The sequence below is a fragment of the Amycolatopsis sp. NPDC114504 genome, from assembly GCF_055633595.1.
The window spans coordinates 860,409-875,636 of the sequence record NZ_JBVKDU010000002.1; the positions used below are offsets into that span (position 1 = coordinate 860,409).

Annotated in this window: 16 protein-coding genes and 1 tRNA gene; 12 read left to right on the top strand and 5 right to left on the bottom strand. The window is 69.2% G+C overall.

Annotation, left to right across the window (positions count from 1 at the left end):
* The first annotated feature begins 111 nt into the window (after window positions 1–111).
* The 7 genes from ACZ7PG_RS15900 to ACZ7PG_RS15930 all read left to right on the top strand — a co-directional run bounded on the left by ACZ7PG_RS15900 (window position 112) and on the right by ACZ7PG_RS15930 (window position 6,207).
* Window positions 112–1,659 carry an FtsK/SpoIIIE domain-containing protein gene (locus ACZ7PG_RS15900; RefSeq protein ID WP_470239783.1) on the top strand — a complete coding sequence of 516 codons (1,548 nt, stop codon included), beginning with the start codon at window positions 112–114 and terminating at the stop codon, window positions 1,657–1,659.
* Window positions 1,656–2,042, top strand: coding sequence for a hypothetical protein (locus ACZ7PG_RS15905; protein ID WP_470239784.1), 387 nt, complete (start codon window positions 1,656–1,658; stop codon window positions 2,040–2,042). The genes ACZ7PG_RS15900 and ACZ7PG_RS15905 overlap by 4 nt, the downstream gene beginning before the upstream one ends.
* Window positions 2,042–3,667 carry a replication initiator gene (locus tag ACZ7PG_RS15910; RefSeq protein ID WP_470239785.1) on the top strand — a complete coding sequence of 542 codons (1,626 nt, stop codon included), beginning with the start codon at window positions 2,042–2,044 and terminating at the stop codon, window positions 3,665–3,667. Before ACZ7PG_RS15905 ends, ACZ7PG_RS15910 begins: the two co-directional genes overlap by 1 nt.
* Window positions 3,668–3,683: 16 nt before the next feature.
* Window positions 3,684–3,881, top strand: a complete 198-nt coding sequence (locus ACZ7PG_RS15915) for a helix-turn-helix transcriptional regulator (protein WP_470239786.1) — start codon at window positions 3,684–3,686, stop codon at window positions 3,879–3,881.
* A complete protein-coding gene (locus ACZ7PG_RS15920) occupies window positions 3,881–5,182 on the top strand; it encodes a tyrosine-type recombinase/integrase (RefSeq protein ID WP_470239787.1) in 1,302 nt (433 codons plus the stop codon). The genes ACZ7PG_RS15915 and ACZ7PG_RS15920 overlap by 1 nt, the downstream gene beginning before the upstream one ends.
* A gap of 281 nt (window positions 5,183–5,463) precedes the next feature.
* Window positions 5,464–5,628, top strand: a complete 165-nt coding sequence (locus tag ACZ7PG_RS15925) for a YegP family protein (RefSeq protein WP_410638061.1) — start codon at window positions 5,464–5,466, stop codon at window positions 5,626–5,628.
* A gap of 381 nt (window positions 5,629–6,009) precedes the next feature.
* On the top strand, window positions 6,010–6,207 hold the full coding sequence (locus tag ACZ7PG_RS15930) for a hypothetical protein (RefSeq protein WP_470239788.1): 198 nt from the start codon (window positions 6,010–6,012) through the stop codon (window positions 6,205–6,207).
* Between the two features lie 142 nt (window positions 6,208–6,349).
* Here the strand turns inward: ACZ7PG_RS15930 and ACZ7PG_RS15935 are convergent.
* Window positions 6,350–6,422, bottom strand: a tRNA-Lys gene (locus ACZ7PG_RS15935).
* Between the two features lie 111 nt (window positions 6,423–6,533).
* Here ACZ7PG_RS15935 and ACZ7PG_RS15940 point away from each other — a divergent pair.
* A complete protein-coding gene (locus tag ACZ7PG_RS15940) occupies window positions 6,534–7,070 on the top strand; it encodes an AAA family ATPase (RefSeq protein WP_470239789.1) in 537 nt (178 codons plus the stop codon).
* A 16-nt stretch (window positions 7,071–7,086) separates the two neighbouring features.
* Here ACZ7PG_RS15940 and ACZ7PG_RS15945 read toward each other — a convergent pair whose 3' ends face one another.
* Window positions 7,087–7,932 carry a COG1361 family protein gene (locus tag ACZ7PG_RS15945; protein ID WP_470239790.1) on the bottom strand — a complete coding sequence of 282 codons (846 nt, stop codon included), beginning with the start codon at window positions 7,930–7,932 and terminating at the stop codon, window positions 7,087–7,089.
* A gap of 211 nt (window positions 7,933–8,143) precedes the next feature.
* Between ACZ7PG_RS15945 and ACZ7PG_RS15950 the strand changes: the two genes are divergently transcribed.
* Entirely contained in the window at window positions 8,144–8,686 is a 543-nt protein-coding gene (locus ACZ7PG_RS15950; RefSeq protein WP_470239791.1) for a DinB family protein, read from the top strand.
* A gap of 4 nt (window positions 8,687–8,690) precedes the next feature.
* Here the strand turns inward: ACZ7PG_RS15950 and ACZ7PG_RS15955 are convergent, their stop codons facing one another.
* Entirely contained in the window at window positions 8,691–9,332 is a 642-nt protein-coding gene (locus ACZ7PG_RS15955) for a TMEM175 family protein (RefSeq protein WP_470239792.1), read from the bottom strand.
* Between the two features lie 69 nt (window positions 9,333–9,401).
* Between ACZ7PG_RS15955 and ACZ7PG_RS15960 the strand changes: the two genes are divergently transcribed.
* Both ACZ7PG_RS15960 and ACZ7PG_RS15965 read left to right on the top strand, forming a co-directional pair.
* Window positions 9,402–10,823, top strand: a complete 1,422-nt coding sequence (locus tag ACZ7PG_RS15960) for a nitrosuccinate lyase (RefSeq protein ID WP_470239793.1) — start codon at window positions 9,402–9,404, stop codon at window positions 10,821–10,823.
* Between the two features lie 106 nt (window positions 10,824–10,929).
* The gene (locus ACZ7PG_RS15965) at window positions 10,930–11,916 is read left to right on the top strand and encodes an SCO0930 family lipoprotein (protein WP_470239794.1); all 987 of its coding nucleotides are present in this window, start codon (window positions 10,930–10,932) and stop codon (window positions 11,914–11,916) included.
* A 19-nt stretch (window positions 11,917–11,935) separates the two neighbouring features.
* Here ACZ7PG_RS15965 and ACZ7PG_RS15970 read toward each other — a convergent pair whose 3' ends face one another.
* Complete coding sequence (locus ACZ7PG_RS15970; RefSeq protein ID WP_470239795.1) at window positions 11,936–12,577, bottom strand: DUF4383 domain-containing protein; 642 nt, start codon at window positions 12,575–12,577, stop codon at window positions 11,936–11,938.
* Between the two features lie 190 nt (window positions 12,578–12,767).
* Between ACZ7PG_RS15970 and ACZ7PG_RS15975 the strand changes: the two genes are divergently transcribed.
* Window positions 12,768–13,661 (top strand): serine hydrolase, encoded by an 894-nt coding sequence (locus ACZ7PG_RS15975; protein ID WP_470239796.1) that lies wholly within the window; start codon window positions 12,768–12,770, stop codon window positions 13,659–13,661.
* 224 nt (window positions 13,662–13,885) lie between these two features.
* Here the strand turns inward: ACZ7PG_RS15975 and ACZ7PG_RS15980 are convergent, their stop codons facing one another.
* Window positions 13,886–15,091, bottom strand: a complete 1,206-nt coding sequence (locus tag ACZ7PG_RS15980; RefSeq protein WP_470239797.1) for an alpha/beta hydrolase — start codon at window positions 15,089–15,091, stop codon at window positions 13,886–13,888.
* Window positions 15,092–15,228: the final 137 nt, after the last annotated feature.

Below are 15,228 nucleotides of genomic sequence, written 5' to 3' on the forward strand. Positions count from 1 at the left end.
ATGCTCGGAATGCAAGCGGTTCGCTCGGCTGCTGCCCGGCGAAACCCAGTGCGCCCCCTGCCCGGGGGCGTTGCCGCTGGATCTCTCGGCGGTGCCGGGTGGTGGTCGGTGATGGCCTCTCCCGGAATGCTCATGCTCGCCCTGGCCGGCCTCGGACTCGGCGTGTGGATCCTGGCGAAGATCGGGCGCGCGTTGGCGTCGATGGCTGAGCTGCTGACCGCGATGGTGGTCGTGTTCGTCGGCCTGTGGTGGGCGTGCAAGGTCGTGTTCTGGCTGTTCTCCCAAGTCGTCATTCACTGGCGCACCAGCCTGACCGTGATCGGGGTCTACCTGTGGTGCGTCTGGGTCGGCTGGGTCTGGCTCGTCGTCAACCTCGGCGGCCTGGCCCTCATCCTCGGCGTGTGGCGACTGCTCGACGTCACCTCGTTCGACCAGTGGTGCGGCCGGCCGCTGCGGTCGTGGTGGCTGCGCTGGGCGGTCTACCACCTCAAGCTCCCGGGCTGGCTGCACGCCTGTGGCCTGAGCGTCCGGGACGCCGCGCTGCCGGTCGAGGTCACCGTGAACCTGGTAGGTCGTCGTAAGGCTTCGCGGGCGACGGCTCGGCAGTCCGGGGTGCAGGTCCCCAAGGTCCTCGGCGTCCGCTCAGGGCCGTCGTGGGATGAGGTGCGGGTACAGCTCGTGCCCGGCCAGAAGCCCGAGGACTTCGACGAGGCGGCCCGCGCCCTGGCCTCGGCACGGAAGGTCGCCCGGTGTCAGGTGCGGGAACTGGCTCCGAATGTGGTCTCCGTCGACTTCCAACTCCGGGACCAGCTCGCCACGCTCGTGCACTCCCCCGCGTTGCCGGAGGGGCAATCCTCGGTGGATCTCCGCAAGGTGTGGGCCGGTCGCACCGAGTACGGGCACGACTGGCGGGTCCCGTTGCTCGGCTCGGGCGCGCACTGCCTGACAGCTGGCGCGTCGGGTGCGGGCAAGAACAGCGTCATGTGGTGCCCGCTCGTCGCGGCGGCACCGGCGATCCGGTCGGGTCTGGTGCGCATGTCGGGGATCGACCCGAAGGGGATGGAGCTGGCCTACGGGCGCGGGATCTTCACCCGGTACGCGGTGTCGGGGAAGGATGCGCTCGAGGTGCTCGACGGCCTGGTCGAGGAGATGGAATCCCGCAAGCGGGAGTTCGCCGGCCACGTCCGCACCATCCCGCTCTCGACCGACTATCCGCTTGAGCTGCTGGAGTTCGACGAGATCGGCGCCCTGACCAAGTACACGGACCGGAAGACCCGCGAACAGATCGTCGAGCGCGTGGCGCTGCTGAACACCCAAGGGCGGGCGCTCAACATCTCCGTGCGCGGTTACGTGCAGGAACCGACCAAAGACACCGTCCCGGTCCGTGAGTTGTTCACGCGCCGCGTCTGCCTGCGCGTCACGTCGAAGACGCACGTCGGCATGGTCCTCGGCGACGGCGCCTATGAGCGGGGCGCGTGGGCCAACCGCATCGGCGACAGCGAAGCCGGGGTGGGGTTCGTGTGGGGCGAGGGCATCCGAGAACCGCTGCGCATCCGCGCGGGCTGGGTGTCGGACGAAACCGTGAAGGCGCTGGAGCAGTACGTCACCAACGGCGGCACGGCTCGTCCCGCGCTCGGCGGCGAGGGGGTGGCCGCGTGAACCGGCTGATGGTCTTCCTCGACACCATCCGGGACCACCTCGACCTGCACCAACTGCCCTCGGTGGCAGCGCTGACCGTGCGGACGTGGTCGGACCCGCTGACAGTCCAGCTCGACGCCCACCGGCTGCCCGACGTCGCCAGGGCCTTGCTGACCTGGGCAGACACGCTCGATGACGTGTCGGCCTCGCTCTGGCGGGTCCACGACGGCGGCTCGGTGCACCTGTCGGTCAACGGCCGGACGCCGTGCGGCATCCCGGTGCACGTCTACAGCAGCGTCGCCTACGACCCGGCGACGTTCCCGGACCTGCCCGCCGGCCAACGGCAGGACATGCCCGTGTTCCAGCTTCGCCAATGGTCCCGCCCCGGGGAGGTGGCTGCCTGATGACGGAAGAACAGACCTCACCGGCCGGGACGCGGGCTGAACGGATGCGGACACCGCTCGCCGCCGACGTGATCCGGGCGACGGCGGAGAAGCACGGCGTCTGCGTCCGGCCCTTCACGATGGAGGTCGGCGACACCGAGACCGGCGAACTCCGCTACGTCCCGGTGCCGTGTGGGTCCACTGTGGAGTCGGTGTGCTTGCCGTGTGCGCGGAAGGCGAAGGCGCTTCGGCAGGCCCAGTGCCGCGAGGGCTGGCACATGACCGACGAGCCCATCCTCGCTGCCGAGCCGCCGTCGGAGGACCACAAGGAGCTGCTGACCTACCGCGCCGACCTCGTCGCGGCGTACCGGGAGGTTGTCGACCACGACCAGGCCGAAGCTGAGGAACTGCGGGAGGAGGTCGCCGGGGTTGATGCGGAACTTCGGCAACTTGGGATGCGCGGTCGGCTGCCCGCCCTCGACGTCCCGACCAAGCGGGCCGTCAAGCGCTCTACCCGCCGTCGGCAGGACGCGCCGAACCTGCCCCGGCGCAAGGTCGCGAAGACCACCATCGGGCGGGAGTACGCAGGCAAGTTCCGCCCCTCGATGTTCGTCACGCTCACCTGTGACACCTACGGCCCCGTCCGGGATGGGGCCCCGGTCGACCCGTCGCGCTATGACTATCGGCGGGCGGCTCGGGATGCGGTGCACTTCTCGGCATTGGTGGATCGGTGGTGGCAGAACCTCCGGCGGGTCGTCGGCTGGGACGCGCAGTACTTCGCGACTGTCGAACCCCAGAAGCGCACGGCTCCGCACCTGCACGCTGCGATCCGCGGGGCGATCCCGCATGACGTCATCCGGCAGGTCACCGAAGCGACGTATCACCAGGTCTGGTGGCCTAACCACGACCAGGTGCTCTACGTCGACCGGCTGCCGGTCTGGGACGGCGATACCCGGATGTTCCTCGACCCGGACACCCGCGAGCCGCTGACCAGCTGGGATGACGCGGTTGAAGCGGTCGAGGAGCCGGCGCACGTTGCCACCTTCGGGGAGCAGGTGCACTCGAAGGGCATCCTCGGCGGGACCGAAGAGGCCGGCCGCCACATCGGCTACCTGACCAAGTATCTGACCAAGTCGACTGGTGAGGTGGTCGAGGCGGACACGGCGCGGCTGCGGGATCACCACGACCGGCTGCACGCCGAGCTGTCCGTGACGCCGTGCTCGCCGCGCTGCGCGGTCTGGCTGCTCTACGGGATCCAGCCCAAGGGCGCGGGCAGCAAGACCACCCCCGGCCAGTGCAAGGGACGCGCTCACCGCCGGACCACGCTCGGACTACCGGGCCGTCGGGTGCTGGTGTCGCGGAAGTGGTCCGGGAAGACCCTCGACGACCACAAAGTCGACCGCAAGGCGTTCGTCACGCAGGCGTTGGCGGCGATCGGGATCGAGAAGCCACAACCGGACCCTGCCCGACTGGTGTGGCGGAAGGTCGAGCCCGGCGACCCGCAAGTACCGCCCCGTCCGCACCTGGTCATGCGGGCCATCGCGGAGCGGATCACGTGGAAGGCCGAGTACGACCGCGCGCTACTCGCTGCCGCCGGACCACCAGGGGACCGTCCGGAAACTTCGGCAACTCAGCTCGTGGCTTGATCTGGAAGGGGGAGGCATGAACAACTACGCGGGGTTCAGTCGGCTGTGGACGGTCGAGGACGTCTCGAACTACCTGGGCGTCCCGGTGTCGACGCTGTACCAGTGGCGGGCCAAGGGCTACGGTCCGGCCGGCCGTCGGATCGGCAAGTACGTCCGGTACCGCCAGGAGGACGTCCGTTCGTGGGTGGATCAGCTGTCGGATGAGGTGGCGTGATGCCTCGCCCTCAGCTGGAGATCGGGACGTACGGGGAGATCCGCTATTCGGCAACTGCGAAGGGCTGGCGGGCTCGCGCCCTCTTCCGCGACTTCGACGGCCAGACGCGTGAGGTAGAGCGCTCAGGGAAGACGAAAGGCAAAGCGGCACAACGACTTCGTGACGCAATCCTCGATTGGTCGGGCTCGACGACCGGCGAGATCACGCGGGAAACCCGGCTCAAGGATCTCGCCGCCGTGTGGATCGAACAGGTGCAGCAGGACGTGCGGGAGGGCATCAAGTCGCCGACGACCATCAACACCTATGAGTCCATCCTCAAGCGGCACGTGGTCCCCGGGATGGGTGAGCTGCGGGTGCGCGAAGCGACCGTGATGCGGCTGGACCGGTTCCTCGGCGCTCTCCAACGGACCGTCGGGGCGTCGACGGCCAAGACCGCGAGGACGGCGCTGTCCGGGATGCTCGGCCTGGCCGCGCGGTACGACGCGATCGACAGCAACCCGACGCGGGACACCCGCCGTATCCCGAAGAGCAAGAAGAAGCCTCGGGCCCTCGACGCGGAGGAACGCACGAAGTGGCTGGCGCGAGTCGAGGCCAACGAGAAGGCCCGGCGCTGGGACCTGCCGGACCTCTCGCGCTTCATGATGGCGGCGGGCGTCCGGGTCGGTGAGGCACTGGCGACGTTCTGGGATGACGTCGACTTCGTCGAGGGCACGATCGACATCACGCACACGGTCGTGCGGGTCAAGGGTGAGGGCCTGCTCCGCAAGCCTCGGCCGAAGACCGAATCGAGCATGCGCGCGCTCCCCCTGCCTTCCTGGGCGCTGGCCCTGCTGGAGCGGCGGTGGACTGAGGCGAAGGCGGATGGCCGGCCTCTGGTTAGCCCGATCTTCGCCAGCACGACCGGCACGCTGCGGGACCCGAATAACGTCCTGCGGGTACTCCGTGAAATCCGGGGATCGGACGACTTCCTCTGGCTGACGTCACACAACTTCCGGAAGACGACGGCGACCGCCCTGGACGACGCGGGCGTCCCGACGCGGCTGATCGCTGATCACCTCGGCCACTCTCGGGTGTCGATGACGCAGGACACCTACTTGGGCCGGAGGACCGTGGACCCGATCACGGCGAAGGCCCTCGAAGGGCTCCTGGATAAACCGTCGGACCCAATTCCGGGGACAATCCGGCCAGATGATCTTGTCGTCAAGCCCCCTCCGGGCGGCCATCGTGGCCAGCAGGTACCGGCCGAAAGGCAAGCAAGCCCCTTCCATGAAGCGCGCGCAGCCCGCGAAATTACCCCATAAGAGTGAACTTCGAGACAAACATGCGTACGAGGAATCTCAGGTAAGGCTAACTGTCCGAAATCGTTTGCCGCGCACTTACCGTAGTCACTCTTGGACCGTACGCGCCCGTAACTACAACACTGTCACTCGAAACATCGCTATATATTGCAGATTTGTAGGATCTGCCCCCCCACATGTTGTGGTCTGAGACTGACGAGCCAGTTGCGCACGATGCAACGAACAGTCAAGCTGTGTTCGCGGCGGTCACGCTGCGACACCCCAGCTAGTAGAGAGTCAGATCAATGAAGTTCAAGATCATCCCGTCGGGATACCAGTGGTACTTCAACATCGTTTCGAGTAACGGCAACGTGCTCGCCACCAGTGAGCGGTACCACAACCGCGTCGACGCGGTGCACGCTGCGCAGCTCATCATCAACCAGGCTGCGGGCGCATCCATCACCCAGTGATGAGAAGCCCCGCGTTCCGAAGTGCTACCAACACCTCGGACCACGGGGCTTCTGCACGGTAGCTCCGACCAGGAAGCGCGTATACCCCCTTGTTCAGTGATCTCAATCCCTGACTACAAGTGGGTGGCCTTTCGGCATCTCGTCGACCTGGCGAAGCCCGGTCACGTCGTGTCAAGGGGGCACCACAGCTCCTGGGCGACCTCGTCTTCGATGCCCGCCCCCTTGACACGACGTGATAGCCCTCGGGGAGGTCGACGAGATGCCGCCAGGCCGCACACGGACGCAAGCTCCGCACCCCGGCCGGCCATCTCGGAGACCTGCCCGCCCGGCGAGGGCATCTTGTGCATCAATCGCAATAGCTCAGGAAGCAGGCTGACAACCATGATTCCGTTTGACCTGCGCAAGTCCACCCACGTCAACTTCTGGATCACAGCGGCATTTGCTGTGACAGCCGTTCTCGGTTGCGAAGCGGCGGCACCATGGCGAGACGAGACGTTGCACGTCCACAGTGCCGAAGCCGGCATCGAAGTCATGAGCAATGAGTCGCCTGCGGTGACTGGCGCCTTTATAGGTTCATAGCCGGTCTTCGCACGCCCCGCCGGCCCCGGAGGGTCCGCCTTGCAGGGCTCTTGGATAAACCGTCGGACCCAATTCCGGGGATAACCCGGGGAGCCGATCTTGACCGGTGGCGACCGGCAGGCCGCTGACCAGGGAGTTTGAGTGGGCCGCCTGGGGCTCGAACCCAGAACCTACGGATTAAAAGTCCGCAGCTCTACCAATTGAGCTAACGGCCCGCGCCCCAAGTTTAGCCAGGGGCCTGTCACCCACCCGCACACCGGGTCCGGCTGAGGCCGCGCCGAAGGTCAAGACTGGTTCTCGATCGACCCGGACCGCACGATGCCTGCATGCCAGGTTCACTGCTGATCCTCACCGGGCCGCCCGGGGCCGGGAAGACCACCGTCGCGCGACTGGTCGCCGAACATGCGCCGCGGCCGACCGTGCACCTGCACACCGACAGCTTCTACGTCTGGATCCGGACCGGCTTAGTGGCGCCGTACCTGCCCGAGGCCGCGCGGCAGAACGACGTCGTGCTCGGGGTGATCGCCGAGGCCGCGTGCGGCTACGCCCGCGGGGGCTACGACGTCCTGCTCGACGGCATCATCGGGCCCTGGGCGCTTCAGCCCTTCCGCGACGTCGCGAAGCGCGACTCTCTAGGTCTCTTCTACGTCGTGCTGCGGCCGAGCCTCGACGTCACCCTCGCCCGCGGGACCGCGCGTGAAGGCCGGGAGCTCACCGAGGTCGCGCCCATCACCGGCATGCATGGCGCGTTCGCCGGCCTCGGCGAGCTCGAGAAGAACGTCATCGACACGTCGGACCAGACCATCGAAGAGACCGCCGACGCAGTACGGCGCCGAGCACGCTCGGCGCCGTACTTGCTCTGATGTGGACGGACAGTCGTCAGCAGTTCACGAACAGCCCGGTGTAGGCCGTGCACTTCTTCGACGCCGTGTCGTTCGCCGCGACCGGGTCGGCCGGGGCGCTGGCGGCCCGCTGGGCCGTCGCCGTGAACGCGCCCCAGGCGAAGACGCCGCCCTCCGACGTGAACTTCGCCGTGGCCGAAGCGCCCGGTGCCAGGGTGCCGATCGCGCAGTTCACGTTCGCGCCCGAGCGGGTGCACCCGGTCGCCGACGTCACCGTGCGGCCCGAGCCGGCGTTGGCCGTCACGCGGACGCCCGTCGCGGTGGCCGGGCCGCTGTTCGACACCGTGATCACGTAGTCGACGCGGGCGACCAGGCCGGCGCGCGGGGTGGCGGTCAGCGCGACCTTGACGTCGGCCTTGGGCGCCGCCGTGATCGTGATCGCGGGACCGTCTTCGACGCTGAACGCGTAGTTGTCGCCGGCGAACTGGTGCTGCAGCGTGAACTGGCCGCCCGCGACGTCTTCCTTCACGCGGAGGGTGAACGTCACGGTGCGGCTCTCGCCCGCGCCGAGGTCGCCGACGCCGCCGCGGTAGCTGCTGAGGTACTGGTCGCAGCCGATCGTGCCGGCGCAGGAGACCAGGTCCACCAGGTCGGTGATCGACTTTTCCTTGGCGTAGACCGCCGCTTTCGCGCCGGTGACGGTGAAGTCCGTCGGGTTGTACAGCTGCTCGGTGACCGTGAAGGTGTCGCCGGCGTGAAGCGAAGTGTCGCTGACGTCGATCGTGCTGGGGGCCGGCGCGGCGGATGCGACGGCGGGGGCCGCGAAGAGGGCCGCTGCGGTCAGCGCGGCCAGCACGGCGGTTCTTCGACCGGTTCGCTCCATGGTCGTGATCTCCTGTTTCCGGACGAGGAAGTGCCGCTCCAACCGGGTGGGGACGGGTGATCGAAGCAGCTGACGAAGATCAGATCGTCGCACCCCGGCATTCGTTACCGGGTTCGCGGAACCGTGTCTGAACTGGGGTTTCCCGCCGTTGCCCGGTCACCGGCCGCCCTCGCGAACCGAAATTGTCAGACCCCTGTGGCACGCTCCGCACATGACCGAACACACCACCCCGGTGGTCGCCCCGAACCGCCTGACCGGCGACCGGGTCGACCCGACTCCGGTCGCCGACGAGCGCCGGGCACTGACCGAGAGCCTCGACTACTACCGGCGCACTTTCGAGCTGAAGTGCGAAGGCCTGGACCCGGCCCGCCTGTCCGAGCGGTCCGTACCACCGTCGACGTTGACGCTGCACGGCCTGCTGCGGCACCTCACCGGCGTCGAGCGCTGGTGGTTCCGGATCCAGTTCGCGGGCGAGGACGTTCCGAACCTGTACTACTCCGACGACGACCCGGAGCAAGACTTCACGGCGTTGGACGATGACGTCGGCGAGGCCTTTTCCTTGTGGCACGCGGAATGCGCGCGTGCCCGGGAGATCGTCGCGGCGAGTTCGCTGGAGCAGACGGGGACGCGGATCAGCACCGGCGAACCGTTCACGCTGCGCTGGCTGATGCTTCGCATGATCGGCGAGTACGCGCGCCACATCGGTCAGGCCGACCTGGTCCGCGAGCGGATCGACGGCGCCACCGGCGAATGACGGCTCAGGCTCCCGCCACCGGGCGGCGAAGCCGGAAGAGGAGGTTGCCCACGAACGGAACGACGACCCAGCACGCGTAAGCCCAGTGCGTGAGGAAGGCGACCGGGATCGAGACGGCGAAGGCGGCGATCATCGTGCCGAGGCCGCGGTAGAACTCGCCGAAGAGCTCCGGCGGGGTGTCCGCGCGGTGGAGGTGGTGCCGTTGGATCTGCCTGGTCATCGCGAGGAACAGCGCCAGGGCGACGACCTGCACGAGTGCGTACAGGACGAAGCGGAACTCGAACCCGCCGTCCTCGGCGACCACCTTCGTGGCGAAGGGCATGAGCACCATCATCAGCAGCCAGCCGAAGGTGAGCTGCAGGAGCCCGCCGCGCACGGTGGTGACGTAGTGGGACAGGCGGTGGTGGGCGCGCCAGTGCGCGGCGACGATGGCGAAGCTGATCAGGAAGGAGACGTATTCGGATTGATGATGCCCGAGTGAGCGCAGCAGTTCGGCGTTGGTGGCGCCTTCCGGCAGCGGCAGCTCGAGCGCGAGCAGGGTGATCGCGATGGCGACGACGGCGTCCGAGAAGAAGGTGAGGTGCTCGGCGGCGATGCCCCGGGCTTCGGAGGCGGTGGTCTCCTCGTCGGAGGTGGCGCTGCTCATGGCGGGTGAGCCTGCCAGACCTGGCTGTGGGAACGCAGCCGAGGTCAGCCGCGTGCGATGCTGGCGCCCATGACCGTCGATCCCGATTCCGGACTCCTGTCCCCGGTCCGGGCCGGTACGCCGGCCGAAGCGTCGACCGGCGACGAGGCCTGGTTGCGCGCCATGCTCGACGCCGAGGCCGCCCTCGCGCGAGCGCAGGCGCGGCTGGGGACGGTGCCGCCTGAGGCTGCGGACGCGATCACGGAGGCCGCGGGCAGCGTGCGGATCGACGTCGTCGAGCTGGCGCGCGGGTCGCGGGCGACGGCGAACCCGGTCGTCGGGCTGGTCAAGGCGCTGACGTCGGCCGTCGGCGCGATCGCGCCCGAGGCAGCCGAGTACGTCCATCGCGGCTCGACCAGCCAGGACATCTTCGACACGGCGATGATGCTGGTCGCGGACCGGACGATGCGACTGCTCGCCGCCGACCTCGACGCGACAGCGGAGGCGCTGGCCCGGCTGGCGCGCGAGCACCGGGACACGACGATGCCCGGCCGGACGCTGACGGCGCACGCGGTGCCGACGACGTTCGGGCTCAAAGCGGCGGGCTGGCGGCAGCTGGTGCTGGACGCGGCCGTCCGGGTCCGGCGCGTGCTGGACGGCGGGCTGCCGGTCTCACTGGGCGGCGCGGCCGGAACGCTGGCGGCGTACCTCGAGTACGCACGCCTGGCCGGCGGTGATCACGGCGCCCTCGGCGACTACGCGGAACGCCTGACCGCCGCGTTCGCCGAGGAGACCGGGCTGGCCGCGTCGGTGTTGCCGTGGCACTCGCTGCGGACGCCGGTCGTGGACCTCGCGAGCGCGCTCGCGTTCACCGCGGGGGCGCTGGGGAAGCTGGCCGTCGACGTCGCGACGCTCACCCGGACCGAGCTCGGTGAGGTCGTCGAGCCGGCCGCCGAGGGGCGGGGTGGCTCGACGGCGATGCCGCACAAGCGGAACCCGGTGCTCGCGACGCTGATCCGTTCGGCCGCGCTGCAGGTGCCGGTGCTGGCCGCGGGCGTCACGCAGTCGATGCTGACCGAAGACGAGCGCTCGGCCGGGGTCTGGCACGCCGAGTGGCAGCTGGTCCGCGAATGCCTCCGGCTGACCGGCGGCGCCGCGCACACGGCTGCCGAACTGGCGCGCGGGCTCACCGCGCAGCCCGGGCGGATGCGGGCGAACGTGGCGTCTACGCACGGGCTGATCGTGTCCGAGCGGCTCTCCGCCGTGCTCGCGCCACTGCTCGGCAAGGCGACGGCCAAGGAACTGCTCGGGGAGGCGTCCCAGCGGGCGGTGCGCGACGGCCGGCCGTTGCGAGAGGTACTGGACGAGCTGCCCGCGATCACTGAGGTCCTCACCCCGGCGGCGCTGGACGCTCTCCTCGACCCGTCCGGGTACACCGGCGCGGCGGCGACGCTGGTCGACCGCGCCCTCGGCGAGCCGCCCCGGCCGACGCACCCTTCTGACCAGGCGTGAGCCCCCGGCGAAAATTCTTTGAACCGTCTTCGCCGAGTGTCCGTGTAGTGGGTATCAGGAGCCGCACCGAGCGGCGGGAAACCCAACGGACACAAGGAGAACTTCCATGCTTCGCACGCGCATCGCCGTCTCCGTCGCCGCGGCGGCAGCCGGGCTGGCAGTGCTCACCGCTTGCTCGGGTGCCGAAACTGCTCAGCCGGTCATCGCCCCCGCAGCTGCTGGTGGCACCGGCGGCGGCCAGATCGCCAACGGGCAGGTCGGCAACGCTGCCCCGGCGTCGAACGAGTCGAAACTGGTCGTCGCGGACGTCGCCAGTGTCGGGCAGGTGCTCACCGACCAGAACGGCATGACCCTCTACCGGTTCGACAAGGACACGGCCAAGCCGCCGAAGTCCAATTGCGACGGTGACTGCGCCAAGGCCTGGCCGCCGATGCTGGCCACCGGGGACGTGCAGGTGCAGGGCGTCGACAAGAACCTCGTCGGGAAGGTGACGCGCTCCGACGGCACCGAGCAGATCACCGTCGGTGGCTGGGCGCTCTACCGCTACGCCAAGGACACCAAGGCCGGCGACGCGACCGGCCAGGGCGTCGGTGGCGCCTGGTACGCGGCGAACGCCAAGGGCGGGAAGGCCGGGCAGGCTGCCAGCGAGGCGGGCGTCGTCAAGCTGAGCGCCAGCAACATCGACGGCCTCGGCGCGGCGATCACCGACCAGAACGGCATGACGCTCTACCTGTTCCAGAAGGACACCAAGAAGGCCAAGACCTCCGCCTGCAACGGTGACTGCGCCAAGACCTGGCCGCCGGTGCTCTCCAACGGCAAGGTCGAGCTGCAGGGCATCGACTCGAAGCTGCTCGGCAGCATCAAGCGCGCGGACGGAACCGAGCAGGTCACCATCGGCGGCTGGCCGGTCTACACCTTCTCGAAGGACACGAAGCCCGGTGACGCGAACGGCAACGGCGTGAACGGCACCTGGTTCGTCATCGAGCCCGCCGGGTGCAAGATCGGCACCGGCTCCAACGCCACCGCCAGCCAGGCTCCGGCTGACAGTGGCGCTGGGACCAGCAACTCCGGCTCGGGTGGCACCACCTACTGAGCCACCCAGCGGAACTTCTTTAGTGGGCGAGGCCCGGCGGACGCTCTTCGCGAGCGACCTCCGGGCCTCGCTCGTCATTGTGGCGACGCAGGAACGAACGGCGACGCGGCTGCTCGGCCGAAGCCGGGATCGTGTCCGTGCGGTCGGTGTCGACGACGCGGTCGGTGCGCTGCTCGACGACGGTCGGCTCGTCGACCACCTCGTCCTCGGGGACGTGGATGGTGCGGCGGGCGGGCAGCACGGCGATCAGCAGACCGAGCGCGGCGACACCGAGGTGCAGCCAAGTGTCGGCGCGACCCATGTCCATCGGGTTGCCGGCGTTGGCGAACGGGTTGCTCGAAATAAGACCGTCGATCATCAGGCCCCACACGAAGAGGGCGCCGTAGAAGATGAAGAGCAACCAGCCGAACGTCCGGGCGCGGCCCGAGCCGAACGCCAGCAGCAGACCGACGACGCCGGTCACGACGCGGACCAGGCTCATGAGCGGGTTCCCGGAGAACCGCCACAACCCGGCGTCGTGGTGGCCGGCGAAGTTGCCCACCCCGGTGCGGGTGAACCCGATGATGCCGACGATGAGGAACGCGATCCCGGCCAGTCCGGCCAGCACCTGCGCCGGCTGCAGGCCGCGAACCCGGATGCGTGCGCCTTTCGCGTGAGTCATGACTCCAGTCCTTCCCAGCGTGTGGTGACGACCGTCACCGCACACAGGTACCCCGCGAACACAGGGCGCGAAACGACGGCGCTTGCCCGCACACCTCCAGGGCGTTCGCTGATCCGGGCCGATCCGAGAGCTATCCCACAAAGTCACCCGATCCGGGGAACGCCGGGCCGCGCTCCCGGCAATCCGGATCATGCGCAAGCTGAGCGGCATCTTCCTGGTGGGACTGTGCGTGGGGGCGATCGGCGCGGTGGCCGTCACGATCGGTCACGGGGTGGCTCAGGCGCCGCGTGAGATCGCCGTCACCGGAACGGTGACAACGATGTCCGAATCGCCCGTCACGGCCGGCTCAAGCCCGAGTTCCACGCCGAAGGCGACTCCGACACCGTCATCGGAGGCCAAGTCCGAGCCCAAACCCGAGTCCACGGTGGACGCCGCCGAGCTGGACCGGATCGTGGCCGGGGGCGAAGTCAGCGTCGTCGTGTTCGACCGGCAGGCCGGGGCAACGACCGTCTCGGTGCACGCGGATCGGGCGTACACGTCGGCGTCGCTCGTGAAGCTGCTGATCGCCTTGGCCGTGCTCGAGCGGGGCGGCCCCACGGCGCAGGTGCAGCGGATGCTGTCCCGCAGCGACGACGATCTCGCGAGCCAGTTCTGGGCCGCTTACGGCGGACCGTCGATCGTGACGGGCTGGGCCAAGAAGATCGGCCTCACCGGCACCCGCGCGCCCGCGGACCCGGGGCGGTGGGGCGACACGCGGATCACGGCGAGGGACGTGGTGCGGATCTACCAGTACGTGGTGGCGCACGCGCCCGGCGCGATCCTCGCGGCACTGCGTGCCGCGACCGAGCGGGGTTCGGACGGTTTCCGCCAGTACTTCGGCATCCCGGACGCCGCGGGCGGGCGGCCGTGGGCGGTGAAGCAGGGCTGGTCCTGCTGCCGGCCGACGCGGATGCTGCACACGTCGGGCCTGGTCGGCGAGGACGGCCGGTACATCGTGGCGGTGCTGAGCGAGCACCCGGCCTCGGTGGACTACGCGACCGCCTCGAAGCGGGTGACGGCGGTGGTCTCGGCCGTGCTCGGCTGAGGTGGCACGGCAGGCACACGTTGACGGCTACCGGCTGATCGCGCCGGAACAGGGCTCGGTTGGCGGACCGGCGGGGAAGCGCTTACCCGCGCGGGGAGACGGGCGCGGCCGGCAGCGGTCGAGGCAGACGCGGGGCCGGCAGCCACGATGAGCGGCGGGGCGCGCGGCCTGAGCGACATCGCGGGCGCGCGGGCCCCGGAGCAGTGCGGCCCGCCAGCCCCTCGCTACTGGTCCGTGTCCGCCAAGGCGCCGTGCGCACCCGACCGCGGCAGGGGCCACGGCAGCACTCCGCCGGTCGTCTCGATCTGGCGGCCGGTCGTCGACGGCGCCTGGGAGTGGGCTCCGATCCAGGACAGCACATCCGGGATCTGGGACTTGAACGTGTTCATGTTGTGGCCCGCGTCCGGGATGCGCCAGGACGAGACCTGCAGCGGAGGCCGCGCCGCCGCTCGGATCTGGTCTATCGCGAAACTTTCGTAGTTCTCCTTCTCGCCCGAGACCGCCAGGATCTCGATCGGCGACGGGTGCAGCCTTACGTTCACCCGGACGTTGTTCGCGTCGTTGATGTCCTGGCGGCCGTGGAACAGGTCCTCGGTCTCCGCGTCGATCTGGGCCTTGTCGTAGCCGCTCACGCTGACCGCCTGGCCGTACCACTGGGGGTGGCGCGTCACCAGGTTCATCGCGCAGTAGCCGCCCGAGGACCAGCCGCCTATCGTCCAGGCCCGGCGGTTCGGTGAGACGCCCAGCTTCTGCAGGGCCCAGTCGCGCAGGTCGGCCGTCAGGTACGTGTCGTTCGCCGTTCCGTTGACCTCGTCGACGCATTCCGTGTCGTGGCCCACCTTCGGGACGCCCGTCGGGTCGGGGACGACCACCACCGTCGGCGGGATCGCCTTCTTGGCGATCGCCTTGTCGAGCTGCTCGGGCATGCCGTAGATGGCGAACACCTCGGGCCCGGACGGGTAGTTCGGGATCCACTCCATCGCCGGGAACCGGACGTCCTTGTACGCCGCGTCGAAGTACTGCGGGGGCAGGTAGACCGTGACGTCGCGGGTCAGCTTGGTGCGCCGGCCCGTCACCTTCATGTGGACGAGCGTCCCCTTGCCCTCGCGCGCGTGCGCCACCGCCTGATCGCGCAGCTTCTCGAGGTCCTCGCCGTTCGGCGCCGCCTCCGCGTCGGTGCCCTGGCCGGCGTACACGCCCGTGCCGAGCAGTGAGCCGACCGTCGGGAAGAACCCGCCGATCATGTTGCCCGCCATGCCCGTCGAGAGCACCAGGAGCACGACCGCGAGCAGCACCGTGGCGCTGCGCCACAACCGCTTGCGCTTCCAGCGGTCCCAGAACCACGGGACCGCGATGATCGCGAGCAGCGTCAGCACGACCACCACGATCATGTTGACCGGCGAATCCAGCCGGATGCTGCTGATGTGCATGGTGCGGTCCTTCCGGGCGGGCAGGAATGCGCGCCCGGATCGATCGGGAGTCGCGTATATATCACGTTTGAGCAGGCATGCACGTTGCAGCCCTGTGATTTGGGTCATAGGGCCGCAACGCGTCGCGCACTCAGCGT